Below are 14,417 nucleotides of genomic sequence, written 5' to 3'. Positions count from 1 at the left end.
GGGGCGTTCAGGGATCGTCCCGCAGGCTGAAGCATGCCGGCACGGCGCCTGCGCCGTGCCGGCATGGGCGGTTGGAGGTTGGCATGGGGAGACCCGCAAGCGGGAACCCGCGGAGCCATGGATGAGCCCCTATGGCAACCGCAATGCCCGCTTGACAAGGCTCCCCGGATAATTCCTAATGGGAAACAAAGTTTCCCTTTGAGAATTCCCGTGAGCCAGCACACGTACCGCCTCATCGTGTCCTGCCCCGACCGGGTGGGCATCGTCGCCGCCGTGAGCGGTTTCCTCTCCAGCCACGGGGGCTGGATCACGGAGGCCAGCCAGCACGCGGACCAGGGCCTGGGCTGGTTCTTCATGCGCTACGAGATCCGAGCCGACTCGCTGCCCTTCGACGAGCAGGGCCTGCGCGAGGCCTTCGCCCCCATCGCCAAGGAGTTCGGCATGCAGTGGCAGGTGACCGACGCGCAGGTGCCGAAGCGCGTGGTCGTCATGGTCAGCAGGCTGGATCACTGTCTCACGGACCTGCTCTACCGCTGGCGCAGCCGGGAGACGTTCTTCGACATCCCCTGCGTGATCTCCAACCACGAGGATATGCGCGACTACGTGGAGTGGCACGGTATTCCCTACCACCATGTGCCGGTGGACCGAAACGACAAGGCGCCGGCCTTCGCCGAGGTCATGCGCCTGGTGGAGGCATGCGAGGCGGATGCCGTGGTGCTCGCCCGTTACATGCAGATCCTTCCGCCCGACATGTGCGAACGCTATCCGGGGCGCATCATCAACATCCATCACAGCTTCCTGCCATCCTTCGTGGGCGCGAAGCCGTATCACAAGGCCTTCGAGCGCGGCGTGAAACTGATCGGCGCCACCTGCCACTACGTGACCGAGGAACTGGATGCCGGTCCCATTATCGAGCAGGACGTGATCCGCGTGCGCCACGACGATTCCATCGAGGAACTGATCCGCCTCGGACGTGACGTGGAGAAGGCCGTGCTGGCCCGGGGGCTTCGCTATCATCTGGAGGACCGGGTACTGGTCCACGGCAACAAGACGGTGGTGTTCGACTGATGCCGTTGCGCCTGCTGAAGAACGCGTTCAGCGATGCGCCGGACCCGCGTTTCTTTACAACGCCCAAGTCCCTTCGCGACAGCTACGACGTGGTCATCATCGGCGGCGGCGGGCACGGCCTCGCCTGCGCGTACTACCTGGCCCGGGATCATGGCATCACCAACGTGGCGGTGCTGGAGCAGGGCTACATCGGCGGCGGCAACACCGGGCGCAACACCACCATCGTGCGCTCCAACTACCTCACCCCCGAGGGCGTGAAGTTCTACGACGAGAGCATCCGTCTTTTCAGGGATCTTGCCGAGGATTTCGACCTCAACATTTTCTATTCCGAGCGCGGCCACTTCACCCTCGCCCACACGGATGCCGCCGTGCGCACCATGCGCTGGCGCGCCGAGGTGAACAAGCACTTCGGCATCGACAGCGAGCTGGTGGACCGGGAGTTCATCGCCGACGCCGTGCCCATGCTGGACCTGGACTGCGGCGGCGAGCATCCGGTGCTGGGCGCCCTTTACCACGTACCCGGCGCGGTGGTGCGTCACGATGCCGTGGCCTGGGGGTACGGGCGCGGCGCCGACCGGCGCGGCGTGGAGATCCACCAGAAGACCCGGGTCACCGGCATCCGCGTGGAGCAGGGCAGGGTCACCGGTGTCGAGACCGACAAGGGCTTCGTGAAGACGGGCCGGGTGATCTCCATGGTGGCCGGCTCCACGCCGCGCATCACCGACATGGTGGGCATCACCACGCCGATCGTCATCCATCCCCTGCAGGCCTGCGTGACCGAACCCATGAAGCCGTGGCTGGATACCATCATCGTCTCGGGCAGCCTGCACGTGTACGTCTCGCAGTCCTCGCGCGGCGAGCTGGTCATGGGCGCGGCGCTGGATCCCGCCATCCTGCATTCCACGCGCTCCACGCTGGACTTCGTGGAGGGGCTGGCCGACCAGATGCTGGATCTCTTCCCCTTCCTGTCGCGCGCCAAAGTGATGCGCCAGTGGGCGGGCATGGCGGACATGACGCCGGACTTCGCACCCATCATGGGCAGGACGGCGATCGACGGTTTCTACATCGACGCCGGCTGGGGTACCTGGGGCTTCAAGGCCACGCCCGTCTCCGGCAAGACCATGGCCTGGACCGTGGCCAACGACCGCGACCACGAACTCATCGAACCCTTCAGCCTCGCCCGCTTCGACCGCTTCGAACTGGTCGGCGAGCGGGGGGCGGCTTCGGTTGGGCATTGAGGGTTTTAAAACCATTCGACGCGAAGGCGCAAAGACGCAAAGGGACGCAAAGACGATGGAGGTAAAAGCAAGAGAAGACACACTGCTTCGGCCGCAGGTGTAGCGAACCGTGGCTCCAGTGCTCAAACAACTATTCATCTACTTTGCGTCCCTTTGCGTCTTAGCGTCTTTGCGTCGCGGTAGGTTTGTAAGTTCAGAAAGCAAAGCACTCGACGCAAAGACGCCATGACGCAAAGGGACGCGAAGTTAATGAATGCTTGTTTGAGCGCGATGGCCAGGCTCTGTTGCTGTGGCCGTCGCAGCCCTATGCCATCTTCTGCTTTTACACCGATCATCTTTGCGTCCCTTCGCGCCTTAGCGTCTTTGCGTCGCGGTAGGTTTGTAAGTTTGAAAAGCAAGGCACTCGACGCAAAGACGCCATGACGCAAAGGGACGCGAAGTTAATGAATGCTTGTTTGAGCGCGGTGGTTCGGCTCTGTTGCTGTGGCCGCTACAGCCCCATGCGATCTTCTGCTTTTACACCGATCATCTTTGCGTCCCTTCGCGCCTTTGCGTCTTTGCGCCGCGGTAGGTTTGTAAGTTTGAAAAGCAAGGCACTCGACGCAAAGACGCCATGACGCAAAGGGACGCAAAGTTAATGAATGTTTGTTCGTTTGCTGTGGCCATATTTTGTTGCTGTGGCCGTTATAGCCCTATGCCAGCTTCTGCTTTTACATCAATTACCTTTGCGTCCCTTTGCGTCTTGGCGCCTTTGCGTCGCGGTTAACCCAATGAAACTCATCCACTGCCCCAAAGTCGGCACCCGCCCCGCGTCCGAGTTCGTCTACGGCGGCCTTTGGCGCCCCATGCCGGATCCGGACGCCTGTTCGGATACCGAATGGTGCCACTACGTCTTCCACCGGGACGGTGCCCCCGGGGTACAGAGGGAGTGGTGGTGCCATGCGCCCACGGGCATGTGGTTTGTGGCCGAGCGCGACACGATGAAGGACGAGTTGCTGCACACCATGACCGTGGCCGAGGCCATGAGGGAGGCGGCCGATGGCTAGGCGCCTGCCGCCCCAGCCTGGGGAATGGATCGACCGGGAGCGCACGATGCCTTTCACCTTCGAGGGGCGCAAGTACACGGCCTTCGCGGGCGACACCATCACGTCAGCGCTGCTCGCCAACGGCGTGCGCGTGCTGGGGCGCAGCTTCAAGTACCACCGTCCGCGGGGCGTGTTCTCGGCGGCCAACCACGACACCAACGTCCTGCTCCAGTCGGAGACCGACTTCAACATCCGCGGCGATGTCACCACGGTCGAGCACGGCATGAAGCTCGCCGCCGTCAACACGGCCGGCGGACTGGAAAAGGACCGCGGGCGCATCATGGACCGTCTCTCGCCCATGCTGCCGGTGGGCTTCTACTACAAGACCTTCCACCGACCCCGCGCGCTGCTTCCCTTCTGGGAGAACCGCATCCGCCGGATGGCGGGTCTGGGGCGCGTGGACGCCGCGTGGCCCGACGACAGGCGCGCGCCCGCACGGCACGCTTTCTGCGATCTGCTGGTGGTGGGCGCGGGCCCGTCCGGTCTGTCCGCGGCCGTCACGGCTGCCGAGGCCGGCGCCAGTGTCTGGCTGGCGGACGAGAATGCGCGCCCCGGCGGCAGCTTCAACGATCAGGAGGCCAATCTGCAGTGCGACGAACTGCTGGGCCGGGCGCATGCACTGGAAAACCTCACGATCCTGACCGACACGGTCGCCGCCGGCTGGTACGCGGACCATTACATCCCACTGGTAACCCCCGAAGGTCTGATCCGCCTGCGCGCCCGCGCGGTCATCGTCGCCGGCGGCGTCTACGAGCAGCCCGCCGTGTTTCGCAACAACGATCTCCCGGGCGTGATGCTGGCAAGCGCGGCCCGGCGCCTGGTGCATCGCTACGGTGTCGCCCCGTGCGAGTCCGCGGTGATCCTGGCCGGCAACGGCGATGCCTATCGCACGGCGCTGGAACTGCAGGCCGCCGGCGTCGCCATCCGCGCGTTGGTGGATCTGGAGGATCCCGGGACACGGGGCGACCTGTTGGCCGATGTTCAGGCGGCGGCCATCCCCGTTTTCGGACGCAGCGCCGTCTACAGCGCGGAAGGCAACGGCCTCCTGAACGGGGTGACGGTCTGCGAACTGGACGGCGAGGGCCGCGCGAGGCCGGACACCGCCCGGCGCATCGACTGCGACGGCCTGCTCATGTCCGTGGGCTATGCGCCTGCCGCCGCCCTGTTGTATCAGTCCGGCGCGCGCATGGTGTTCGCCGGGACGCCCGGCCAGTTTGTCCCGGAGGCGCTTTCGCCCGGCGTGTTTGCCTGCGGGCGGGTCAACGGCGTGTTCGGCGCTCAGGCGCGCATGGACGACGGCATGGCCGCGGCCGGCGAGGCACTGGCGTATCTGGGCAGGGACAGCAGGCAGCACGCGCGCCCCGGCCGTGGAAGCGAACGCATGTCCCATCCCTGGCCCGTGTTCCCGCATCCAAAAGGAAAGGTGTTCGTGGACCTGGACGAGGACCTGCAGCTCAAGGACCTGGAGCGTGCCGCCGCCGAGGGCTTCGACAACATCGAACTGCTCAAGCGCTACTCCACCGTGGGCATGGGTCCGAGCCAGGGCAAGCACGCCAACATGAACGGGGTGCGCATCCTCGCGCGCCTGAACGGGCGCGACATCGACGAGACCGGCACCACCACCGCGCGCCCGTTCCATCATCCGGTGCCCATGGGCCATCTGGCGGGGCGCCGCCTGCGTCCGGAGCGGCGCACCGCCATGCACGGCTGGCACAAGGCGCACGGCGCCGTGTTCATGCCCGCCGGACATTGGCTGCGGCCCAGGTATTACGGCCCCGGTCCGGAGGAAGAGGCCATCCGCGCCGAGGTGCTTGCGGTACGCGAGGGCGTGGCTATGGTGGATGTCTCCACGCTGGGCAAGGTGGAGGTCATCGGCCCCGATGCCGCCCGCTTCATGGATCAGCTCTACACGCTGAAGCTTTCCACCGTGAAGATCGGCCGGACCCGCTACGCGCTCATGGTGGACGAGGCCGGCGTGATCATCGACGACGGCGTGTGCGCCCGCTGGGCCGATGACCATTTCTATGTGACGACCACCACTACCGGCGCCGAGATCATCTTCCGCCACATGCAGCGCCTGATCGGCGAGTGGCAACTGAACGTGGACGTGATCAACCGCACCCACCAGATGGCCTCCATGAACATCGCCGGCCCCTTGACGCGGGAGGTCCTGGAGCCGCTCACCGATCTGGATCTCTCGCAGGAGGCCTTTCCCTATCTGGGCGCGCGCCGGGCGGCGGTGGCCGGCGTGCCCGCATGGCTGTTCCGCGTGGGCTTCGTGGGCGAACTGGGTTACGAGATACACGTACCCGCCGCACAGGCGCGCCAGGTATGGGCGTCGCTCATGGCGGCGGGCGACGCGTACGGCATCCGGCCCTTCGGCGTGGAGGCCCAGCGCCAGTTGCGCCTGGAGAAGGCGCACCTGATCGTGGGGCAGGATACCGACGGCACCTCCAGCCCCTTCGACGCCAATATGAACTGGGCGGTGAAGTTCGACAAGCCGTTCTTCCAGGGCAGGCGCAGCCTGGAGATCCTGAAGGAGCGCGCGTCCAACCGCCTGCTGGGTTTCCGGCTGCCGGGCAATCATTCTGGCCCGGTGCCGGAGGAATGCCATCTCGTGATCCACGACGGCGACATCGCCGGGCGCGTCACCAGCATCGGCTACAGCCCGTCGCTGGATGCCTGGGTGGGGCTGGCCATGGTGGATCGCGTCCTCGAGAGCGCCGACACGCTGTCCATCCGCGTGGCCGGCGCGGTGATGATCGACGCGCCCGTGGTGCCCACGCCGTTCTACGACCCGGAGGGCCTGCGGCAGAAACCGGAAACGGTCCGGGAACCGGAGGTGCGGGAGGTGAGCGCATGACCCGTCTTAGCCCCGCCCACGACATCCTTCCCCGAAACGGTTTTCGTTGGGGCAAGGCCATGGAGATGACCACACCGCTCCAGGCGCCGCGCATGCCGGGAACCTGGCTCGCCGACCTGAGTCCGCTGACCCGGGTGCTGGTCAAGGGCGGCGATGCCGCCGGCTGGCTCGCGGGCCGCGGCCTGACCGTGCCGGACGAGTGGTTCGTCTGCCGCGATCTGCCGGACCTTGGGCGGGATTGTTTCGTCGCGCGCACCGGGAACGCCGAGTATCTGCTCCACGACGGTCCCGACGGGGGTCTCGCCGAGCGGCTCGGCCCGCTGCCCGAAGGCCTGGAGAAGGGCACCCGCATACTCGCGCGCGACGATCAGGAGATCGCTCTTGGCGGCGAACACGCCGCCATGCTCATGGCGGAGTTCTGCGCGCTGGATCTCTCCGCCGCGGACGACGCGCTGCTCTACACCCGCGTGGCCGGCGTGGGCGTCTGGCTTCGGGTGGAAACGGGGCCTGTCTACCGCATGGGCTGCGAACCCAGTTACGGCGAATTCCTATTCGAGACCCTTATGCACGGGGTCCGTGAAATGCAGGGGGAAGTCATCGGCTTTTCCGATTTCTACACCATCCGGGAGGATCCACAATGACACCACAGGAAGCGAAGACCTACCTCGAGAGCCACGACGTGAAGTACATCCTGGCCCAGTTCGTGGACATCCACGGCGTGGCCAAGACCAAGTCCGTGCCAGTGAGCCACCTGGAAGACGTGCTCACCGACGGCGCCGGGTTTGCGGGCTTTGCCGTATGGGGCCTGCGCATGGGCCCCCACGAGGCGGACTACATGGCGCGCGGTGATCTGGGCACCTTGTCCATCGTGCCCTGGCAGCCGGGCTACGCGCGCATCGTGTGCGACGGCTTCGTCAACGGCGAGCCCTACATGATGGATACGCGCAACATCCTCGCCGCGCAGGTCAAGCGCCTGAAAGAACGCGGCTGGACCATGAACACCGGCCTGGAACCCGAGTTCAGCCTGCTGCGCCGCGACGGCAACGGCGGCGTCGTGCCCGCCGATGATTCCGATCGCCTGGACAAGCCCTGCTACGACTACAAGGGCCTGTCCCGCTCCCGGGAGTTCCTGGAGCGCCTGGTGGAGTCGCTGCAGGCGGTGGACTTCGACGTTTACCAGGTGGACCACGAGGACGCCAACGGTCAGTTCGAGATCAACTACACCTACTCCGACTGCATGACCTCCGCCGACCGCTACGTGTTCTTCCGCATGGCCGCCGGCGAGATCGCAAACCAGCTGGGACTCATCTGCTCCTTCATGCCCAAGCCCTTCTCCAACCGCACGGGCAACGGCATGCACATGCACATCTCCATCGCCGACGAGACCAACCCCAACATCTTCGAGGAGCCGTCCGACCCGCGCGGGCTGTCGCTGTCGAAGACCGCCTATCACTTCATGGCGGGCCTGATGGAACACGCCCCGGCGCTCACCGCGCTCATGGCGCCCAGCGTCAATTCCTACAAGCGCCTTGTGGTGGGCCGCGCACTCTCCGGCGCCACCTGGGCCCCGGCGTTCATCTCCTACGGCGACAACAACCGCACCTCCATGGTGCGCGTGCCCCAGGGGCGTCTGGAACTGCGCCTGGGTGACGGCGCCTGCAACCCCTACCTGGCCGCCGCTGCCGTGATCGCCGCCGGTCTCGACGGCGTGGACCGCAAGCTGGAGCCGGGCGAGCCGCAGAACTTCAACTTCTACGACTTCAGCCCCACGGAGCTTGCCGAGAAGGGCATCGAGACCCTGCCGCAGAGTCTGCACGAGGCCATCGAGACCCTGCGCAAGGACACGCTGTTTGCCGAGCAACTCGGACAGGCGTTCATCGACGAGTTCGTCGAGCTGAAGAACATGGAGTGGGTGGAGTATTCCCGCCATGTGTCCGACTGGGAACTCAGCCGCTACGTGGAATTTTACTGATCGAGGAGATTTCCCCCATGTGTGGGATCGTAGGATTGTTGCTCAAGAACCCGGCGCTCAAGGACGGTCTCGGCACGCTGGTGACGCCCATGCTGGTGAGCATGGCCGAGCGCGGGCCGGACTCCGCCGGGCTGGCCGTGTTCGCGGACCGGGACCGGGGCGAGAAGTACAGCCTGTTCGCCGAGGATGCGCAGTTCGACTGGGATGCGCTCGAGCGCGCCCTGGACGAGGCCCTGGTGCCCACGCCGCGCATCGAGTCCCGGGGCCGCTACGCGCGCCTCTACCTGGACGTGGGCCCGGACACCCTGCGCCGCTGGATGGCCGAGCACTTCCCGCAACTGCACGTGCTCTCGGCCGGGCGTTTCATGGACATCTACAAGGACGCCGGCCACCCGGCGGAGATCGCCGGGCGTTATGACTTCCCGGCGCTCACCGGCAGCCACGCCGTGGGCCACACGCGCATGGCCACGGAGTCGGCCATCACCCCGGCCCACGCCCATCCCTTCACCGCGGGCGAGGACTTCTGCCTGGTGCACAACGGCTCGCTGTCCAACCCCTACAAGATCCGCCGCAGGCTGGAGCGCAAGGGCATCCGCTTCGAGACCGACAACGACACCGAGGCCGCCTGCCGTTTCCTGGAATGGCGCCTGCGCGAGGGCGACGGCCTGGAGACCGCGCTCGCGGAGGGCTTCTCCGTGCTGGACGGTTTCTACACCCTGCTCATGGCCACCCGCGACGAACTCGCCCTGGTGCGCGACTCGTTCGCCTGCAAGCCCGCCGTGGTGGCCGAGACCGACGACTACGTGGCCATCGGTTCCGAGTACCGCGCGCTTGCCCACCTGCCCGGGGTGAAGGAGGCGGCCCTGTTCGAGCCCCGGCCCGAGGAGATCTACACGTGGAGACGATAACCGACACCGACAAGGCCGTGCGCTTCGACCTGGACGAGTCGACGGTGCGCGACCTGAACCAGTTCCTGCACCACGATCTCGCCGCAAGCGGCGTCGAACACATCGAGGTGCTCAACCCCAACGGCCGCCACAACATCGCCGTGGGCATGGATGCACCGGTGACCGTGGACATCCGCGGCCACGCCGGCTACTTCATCGGCGGCATGAACAAGCAGGCGCGTATCACCGTGCACGGCAACGTGGGCTGGAGCGTGGGCGAGAACATCATGTCCGGCAGCATCCGCGTGAAGGGCAACGCCTCCGAGTGCGCGGGGGCCTCGGGCCACGGCGGCCTGGTGGTCATCGAGGGCGATGCCTCCTCGCGCTGCGGCATCTCCATGAAGGGCTGCGACATCGTGGTGGGAGGCAGCGTCGGGCACATGTCCGCGTTCATGGCCCAGCTCGGCACGCTGGTGGTCTGCGGCGACGCGGACGCGGGCCTGGGGGATTCGCTCTACGAGGCCGTGATCTACGTGCGCGGCGAGATCCGCGGTCTCGGCGCCGATGCCCAGGAGGAGCCCATGGGCGAGGAGGACTACGCCCGCGTGGCGGCCCTGCTGGACAAGGCCGGTTTCGATCACGATCCGAAGGCGTTCAGGCGCGTCGCCTCCGCGCGCACCCTGTACCACTGGAACGCCGATCATCACCAGGAGTACTGATCCCATGTCCAAGCCCACCGACAAGCCCGTCTACATCGAGCCCAACTACACCTACGGCGACGCCACGCTGCACTACATCCAGCAGGCCGCCGAGCACGGGCTCTACGAGATCCGCGGGCTGGGCGCCAAGCGCCGCGTGCCCACCTTCGACGATCTCACCTTCCTCACCGCATCGGCCTCGCGCTATCCGCTGGAGGGCTACCGGGAGAAGTGCGAGACGAAGACGGTGCTCGGCACCCGCTTCGCGAAGAAGCCCATCGAGCTCGGCATCCCCATCACCATCGCCGGCATGAGCTTCGGCGCGCTCACCGCCCAGGCCAAGGACGCGCTCGGCCGCGCCGCGGGCGAGATGGGCACCTCCACCACCACCGGCGATGGCGGCATGACCCCGGAAGAGCGCCGCTCGTCAAAGACGCTGGTCTACCAGTGCCTGCCGTCGCGCTACGGCTTCAATCCCGATGACCTGCGGCAGGCCGACGCCATCGAGCTGGTGGTCGGGCAGGGCGCCAAGCCCGGCGGCGGGGGCATGCTGCTGGGCCAGAAGATCAGCCCGCGCGTGGCCGGCATGCGCACGCTGCCCGAAGGTATCGACCAGCGCTCCGCCTGCCGACACCCGGACTGGACCGGCTCCGACGATCTCGCCATCAAGCTCTCCGAGCTTCGCGAACTCACCGACTGGCAGCTGCCCGTCTACGTGAAGATCGGGGCCACGCGCGTGAAGAACGACGTGAAGCTGGCCGTCGCCGCCGGCGCCGACGTGGTGGTGGTGGACGGCATGCAGGGCGGCACCGCCGCCACCCAGCAGGTGTTCATCGAACACGCCGGCATCCCCACGCTCGCCGCCCTGCGCCAGGCCGTGGAGGCCCTGGAGGAGATCGACAAGGTGGGCGAGGTGCAGCTCATCATCTCCGGCGGTATCCGCAGCGGCGCGGATGTGGCCAAGGCGCTCGCCATGGGCGCCGACGCCGTGTCCATCGGACAGGCCGCCATGATGGCGCTGGGCTGCAACGCCCGGCACTACCACATGAACGGCCAACTGGTGGACGCCACGGATGACTACGCCGCCATCGGCACGGCCCCCGGCTACTGCCATCACTGCCACACGGGCCTGTGCCCGGTGGGCATCGCCACCCAGACGCCCGAGCTCGAGCAGCGTCTGGACGTGGACTGGGGCGCGCGCCGGGTGAAGAACTACCTGCAAACGCTCACCATGGAACTCACCACGCTGGCGCGCGCCTGCGGCAAGTCCAACGTGCACAACCTGGAGCGCGAGGACCTGGCCGCGCTCACCATCGAGGCGGCCGCCATGGCGAAGATCCCGCTGGCCGGCACCGACTGGATCCCCGGACACAGCGGCTATTGAGCGCAGAACCGTGACCCGCGCCAAACGCAAGATCGAAGTCGTGCAACCGGTGACGGTGCCGCCCGAAGTCCCCCAGGCCGGCGACAGCGGCCTCGATCGCTACATCGGCCTCGTGCTGCGCGAAAGGCGCCAGGCCCAGTCGCTCACCATCGCCGACGTTGCGGGGCTTGCCGGTGTCAGCCGCGGCATGCTCTCCAAGATCGAGAACGGCCAGGTCTCCCCCAGCCTCGACACCCTGCGCCGCCTCGCCGCCGCACTCGGCATGACACTGGCGCAGCTTTTCAAGAACCTCGACGTCCCCGAAGGCGGCGCCCAGCACGTCAAGGCCGGCGAGGGTCTCGAAGTGGTGCGCCGCGGCACCCGGCGCGGCCACACGTATCATCTGCTCGCCTACGACCAGGGCCCGCGCAAGCAGGTGGAACCCTTCCTCATCACCATGGACGACGCCAGCGAGGTGTTCCCCACCTTCACCCATCCCGGCGTGGAGTTCATCTACATGCTGGAGGGAAAGATCGAGTATCGGCACGGGCGCAACACCTACATCTTGGAACCGGGCGACTCACTCACCTTCAAGGGCAGTATCCCCCACGGACCCGAGCGCCTGATCAAGGTGCCCATCCGCTTTCTCGCGGTGATCAACTATGGAGAGGAGGACTGAGCCTGAGCGCTCCCCTCTCCAGCAAACTTGGCACAAAACCACACCCGTAGGAGCCCAGTCCTCTGGGCGAACGCACATGCCCGATAGCCCCCTTACCCAGCGCGCCTGCGTTACGTGCCGGGGAAACAAGGGATGAACTGTTAGCCCCAGCTGCCCGGCGTTTTAGCCCGCATCAGGAAGTGATCACCGCATGCGGTTTGCCACCCCGGGGCCCGAAGGGCTAAAGTTCACAAAAGGCACACAGGGAGTGGCCCTATTCATGCCCCCGACAGCCGCACCGCATTCAGCCCGCATCCAGCGGGCTGCGCACCGCCAGCCCGCCCCGGTTGAGCACGTGGGTGTAGATCTGCGTCGTGCGCACGACGCTGTGCCCCAGCAGTTCCTGCTCGGTACACAGGTTGTAATGCTTGACGCGGCAACGCTCCCGAACCTGGTCGAGCAGCCGCGGCTGAGGGGGTGCCTCCATGGCAGTGTTTCCTCCGTGAATTATTGCAGTGTTTGTGCAACCTGCATTCTGGATATTCAATGGGCTGCGAACGGCGTGGAAGATTGTGCGGCGATTTTGTCGTGTTACAACACGCCACATCTGTGGCAGAAATCTAGTTAAATTTCTATGACCAAATTTGATCACGAAAAGCAAAATAGATTGGATAGGGCCAAGAAAGAGCAGCCTAATCATGGTATATGTTCGGCTCCAGAGATGAGAACATTTAGGGGGGTTCTGAAGTCGGCATTGAAGAAAGAGACCGCTCCGCGCAGCAAGCCCGACCTGAGAGAGTCGTGTGACAAATGTGGACAAAAGGTCTTGCCAAAGAATATGGGTAGGCACCATTTTATCTGTCACAACTTGATGGCTTGCCCTATATGCAATGAGTCGCATACCGGGCGGAAGAAGTTAGGCAGGCATATAAAAAAACAACATGGGCATCGTGCATACAGTAAGTACAAAAAAGTAAAATTTAACAAGGCATTGCACCGGACCGGCTGGTGAATGCGGTGTTATGTGATTAAAACAAACTAATGGAGACTGAAACATGGGAAAGTCAACAACAGACCTAAGAAGTATCGCAGCCGCAGGTGGGGGGATGATTATTGATGCAGAAAATTATTCCACTACCGACTTAAGGAGCATCGCTTCTGCCGCAAGCAACAAGCAAGCCCAAATCGTAATTACTAATGCCGGCAAAAAGTCTACAACTGATCTTCGTAGCATTGCCGCAGCAGGGAACGGTTGCGTTGTTTTTGATTTCTCGTAACCACATAACGCGACGCTCAAAATGGACGCCAATTCCGCTACGTGCCATTGGTGCCCTTTAGCTCGGCGTTGAGACTGTCGAATAACGAACAAGAGAACGAACAAGAGGACACCCAGCAGGATCAAGAGGACACCCATCATTTGGTTGACACCCCCACCCGAGCCGCCTAGCCTCTGATCCGTCAATCCAATCAAGGAATAAGGAGCATTCCTATGACCCGAGCCAGAAGGGAACTCGTTGATCCGGAGACCACCCCCTACTACCACTGCATCGCGCGCTGCGTGCGCCGGGCCTATCTGTGCGGACAGGATTCGTTCTCGGGAAAGAGCTACGAGCACCGCAAGGGCTGGGTGCTGGAGCGGCTGGAGGCGCTGGCCGCTGTCTTTGCGGTCGATATCTGCGCCTACGCGGTGATGTCCAACCACTACCACCTGGTGGTGCGCCTTGACCGCGAGCGGGCGCGGGCATGGTCGGAACAAGACGTCATGGATCGCTGGGCGCGCCTGTTCTCAGTGCCCGTGCTGGTCACCCGCTACCGGGCCGACGAGACGGTCACGGCCGCCGAGGCCGAGCAGGCCCGGGCTCTGATCGCCGAGTGGCGCGAGCGCCTGTGTGATCTGTCCTGGTTCATGCGCGGCCTCAACGAGCATCTGGCCCGCCGGGCCAACGAGGAAGACGGCTGCAAGGGGCGTTTCTGGGAGGGCCGGTTCAAGAGCCAGGCCCTTCTGGATGAGGCCGCCGTGCTGACCTGCATGAGCTATGTGGATCTCAATCCGGTGCGTGCGGGCGTCGCCCAAACCCCGGAGGCATCCGATTTCACCTCCATCCGGCAACGTATCGCCGAGTACGCAGGATCAGGCGGGAACCACCCACCCGACCGGCACGAATCGCAAGGGCCGCGCCTGATGGACCTGGACGGGACGTCTGCCGGAGATCACCCCAACCACATCGCCTTCACTTTCGAGGACTACCTGCAGCTGGTGGACTGGGCCGGGCGGGCGATCCGGGAGGACAAGCGCGGCGCCATTCCGGGTCGCCTTCCGCCGATTCTTGCTCGGCTCAATCTCAGCCCCGAGCACTACCTTCGTCATGTCAGGCGGGGCGGACGGAGCCACCATGTGGCGGCACTTGGGCACGTCGACCGGCTTCGCGAGGCGGCCGAGCGTCTCGGGCGGCGGTTTCTCAAGGGATTAGGACAGGCTCGGCGGCTTTATCAGATGCCGGCCTGACCACGTGTTGCGAACAGGATGATGGCGATGTGACGCCGAAGAAAAGTTGGGTGTCCTCGCTTGTCGGTGTCCTCGCTTG

At 65.1% G+C, this 14,417-nt stretch carries 13 protein-coding genes; 12 read left to right on the top strand and 1 reads right to left on the bottom strand.

The features are described from left to right. The first annotated feature begins 210 nt into the window (after window positions 1-210). The 10 genes from purU (at window position 211) to THITHI_RS0110195 (ending at window position 11,853) form a co-directional block, all read left to right on the top strand. Window positions 211-1,068 (top strand): formyltetrahydrofolate deformylase, encoded by an 858-nt coding sequence (gene purU / locus THITHI_RS0110240; RefSeq protein ID WP_018233001.1) that lies wholly within the window; start codon window positions 211-213, stop codon window positions 1,066-1,068. Continuing rightward, complete coding sequence (locus THITHI_RS0110235; protein ID WP_018233000.1) at window positions 1,068-2,306, top strand: FAD-dependent oxidoreductase; 1,239 nt, start codon at window positions 1,068-1,070, stop codon at window positions 2,304-2,306. Before purU ends, THITHI_RS0110235 begins: the two co-directional genes overlap by 1 nt. Window positions 2,307-3,076: 770 nt before the next feature. Continuing rightward, complete coding sequence (locus THITHI_RS0110230; protein ID WP_018232999.1) at window positions 3,077-3,352, top strand: sarcosine oxidase subunit delta; 276 nt, start codon at window positions 3,077-3,079, stop codon at window positions 3,350-3,352. Then, window positions 3,345-6,254, top strand: coding sequence for a 2Fe-2S iron-sulfur cluster-binding protein (locus tag THITHI_RS0110225; RefSeq protein WP_033336938.1), 2,910 nt, complete (start codon window positions 3,345-3,347; stop codon window positions 6,252-6,254). The genes THITHI_RS0110230 and THITHI_RS0110225 overlap by 8 nt, the downstream gene beginning before the upstream one ends. Then, window positions 6,251-6,895, top strand: a complete 645-nt coding sequence (locus tag THITHI_RS0110220; RefSeq protein WP_018232997.1) for a hypothetical protein — start codon at window positions 6,251-6,253, stop codon at window positions 6,893-6,895. The genes THITHI_RS0110225 and THITHI_RS0110220 overlap by 4 nt, the downstream gene beginning before the upstream one ends. Continuing rightward, window positions 6,892-8,226, top strand: a complete 1,335-nt coding sequence (gene glnT / locus THITHI_RS0110215) for a type III glutamate--ammonia ligase (RefSeq protein ID WP_018232996.1) — start codon at window positions 6,892-6,894, stop codon at window positions 8,224-8,226. The genes THITHI_RS0110220 and glnT overlap by 4 nt, the downstream gene beginning before the upstream one ends. A gap of 17 nt (window positions 8,227-8,243) precedes the next feature. Further along, on the top strand, window positions 8,244-9,134 hold the full coding sequence (locus THITHI_RS0110210) for a class II glutamine amidotransferase domain-containing protein (protein ID WP_026186249.1): 891 nt from the start codon (window positions 8,244-8,246) through the stop codon (window positions 9,132-9,134). Beyond that, window positions 9,122-9,832 carry a GltB/FmdC/FwdC-like GXGXG domain-containing protein gene (locus tag THITHI_RS0110205; protein ID WP_018232994.1) on the top strand — a complete coding sequence of 237 codons (711 nt, stop codon included), beginning with the start codon at window positions 9,122-9,124 and terminating at the stop codon, window positions 9,830-9,832. Before THITHI_RS0110210 ends, THITHI_RS0110205 begins: the two co-directional genes overlap by 13 nt. 4 nt (window positions 9,833-9,836) lie before the next feature. Next, complete coding sequence (locus THITHI_RS0110200) at window positions 9,837-11,195, top strand: FMN-binding glutamate synthase family protein (RefSeq protein WP_018232993.1); 1,359 nt, start codon at window positions 9,837-9,839, stop codon at window positions 11,193-11,195. 10 nt (window positions 11,196-11,205) lie between these two features. Beyond that, the gene (locus tag THITHI_RS0110195) at window positions 11,206-11,853 is read left to right on the top strand and encodes a helix-turn-helix domain-containing protein (RefSeq protein WP_018232992.1); all 648 of its coding nucleotides are present in this window, start codon (window positions 11,206-11,208) and stop codon (window positions 11,851-11,853) included. A gap of 283 nt (window positions 11,854-12,136) precedes the next feature. On the opposite strand, the gene THITHI_RS0110190 is transcribed toward THITHI_RS0110195, so the two are convergent. After that, window positions 12,137-12,319, bottom strand: coding sequence for a hypothetical protein (locus tag THITHI_RS0110190; protein ID WP_018232991.1), 183 nt, complete (start codon window positions 12,317-12,319; stop codon window positions 12,137-12,139). A gap of 568 nt (window positions 12,320-12,887) precedes the next feature. Here THITHI_RS0110190 and THITHI_RS20590 point away from each other — a divergent pair. Both THITHI_RS20590 and THITHI_RS0110185 read left to right on the top strand, forming a co-directional pair. Continuing rightward, on the top strand, window positions 12,888-13,109 hold the full coding sequence (locus THITHI_RS20590) for a hypothetical protein (RefSeq protein WP_156820518.1): 222 nt from the start codon (window positions 12,888-12,890) through the stop codon (window positions 13,107-13,109). A gap of 212 nt (window positions 13,110-13,321) precedes the next feature. Beyond that, window positions 13,322-14,338 (top strand): transposase, encoded by a 1,017-nt coding sequence (locus tag THITHI_RS0110185; RefSeq protein WP_018232990.1) that lies wholly within the window; start codon window positions 13,322-13,324, stop codon window positions 14,336-14,338. Window positions 14,339-14,417: the final 79 nt, after the last annotated feature.

This window comes from Thioalkalivibrio thiocyanodenitrificans ARhD 1 (genome assembly GCF_000378965.1).
In the GTDB taxonomy this organism is placed as follows: Bacteria; Pseudomonadota; Gammaproteobacteria; order Ectothiorhodospirales; family Ectothiorhodospiraceae; genus Thioalkalivibrio_A; species Thioalkalivibrio_A thiocyanodenitrificans.
Note: the sequence above shows the minus strand (reverse complement) of the source record. Positions and strands in the feature narration are given on the sequence as shown.

What these genes read in the sequence shown, in the direction of transcription:
- THITHI_RS0110185 (WP_018232990.1), top strand. Translation starts at nt 13,322, where the DNA reads ATGACCCGAGCCAGAAGGGAACTCGTTGATCCGGAGACCACCCCCTAC.
- THITHI_RS0110220 (WP_018232997.1), top strand. Translation starts at nt 6,251, where the DNA reads ATGACCCGTCTTAGCCCCGCCCACGACATCCTTCCCCGAAACGGTTTT.
- THITHI_RS0110210 (WP_026186249.1), top strand. Translation starts at nt 8,244, where the DNA reads ATGTGTGGGATCGTAGGATTGTTGCTCAAGAACCCGGCGCTCAAGGAC.
- glnT (WP_018232996.1), top strand. Translation starts at nt 6,892, where the DNA reads ATGACACCACAGGAAGCGAAGACCTACCTCGAGAGCCACGACGTGAAG.
- THITHI_RS0110235 (WP_018233000.1), top strand. Translation starts at nt 1,068, where the DNA reads ATGCCGTTGCGCCTGCTGAAGAACGCGTTCAGCGATGCGCCGGACCCG.
- THITHI_RS0110225 (WP_033336938.1), top strand. Translation starts at nt 3,345, where the DNA reads ATGGCTAGGCGCCTGCCGCCCCAGCCTGGGGAATGGATCGACCGGGAG.
- THITHI_RS0110230 (WP_018232999.1), top strand. Translation starts at nt 3,077, where the DNA reads ATGAAACTCATCCACTGCCCCAAAGTCGGCACCCGCCCCGCGTCCGAG.
- THITHI_RS0110190 (WP_018232991.1), bottom strand. Translation starts at nt 12,319, where the DNA reads ATGGAGGCACCCCCTCAGCCGCGGCTGCTCGACCAGGTTCGGGAGCGT.
- THITHI_RS20590 (WP_156820518.1), top strand. Translation starts at nt 12,888, where the DNA reads ATGGGAAAGTCAACAACAGACCTAAGAAGTATCGCAGCCGCAGGTGGG.
- THITHI_RS0110200 (WP_018232993.1), top strand. Translation starts at nt 9,837, where the DNA reads ATGTCCAAGCCCACCGACAAGCCCGTCTACATCGAGCCCAACTACACC.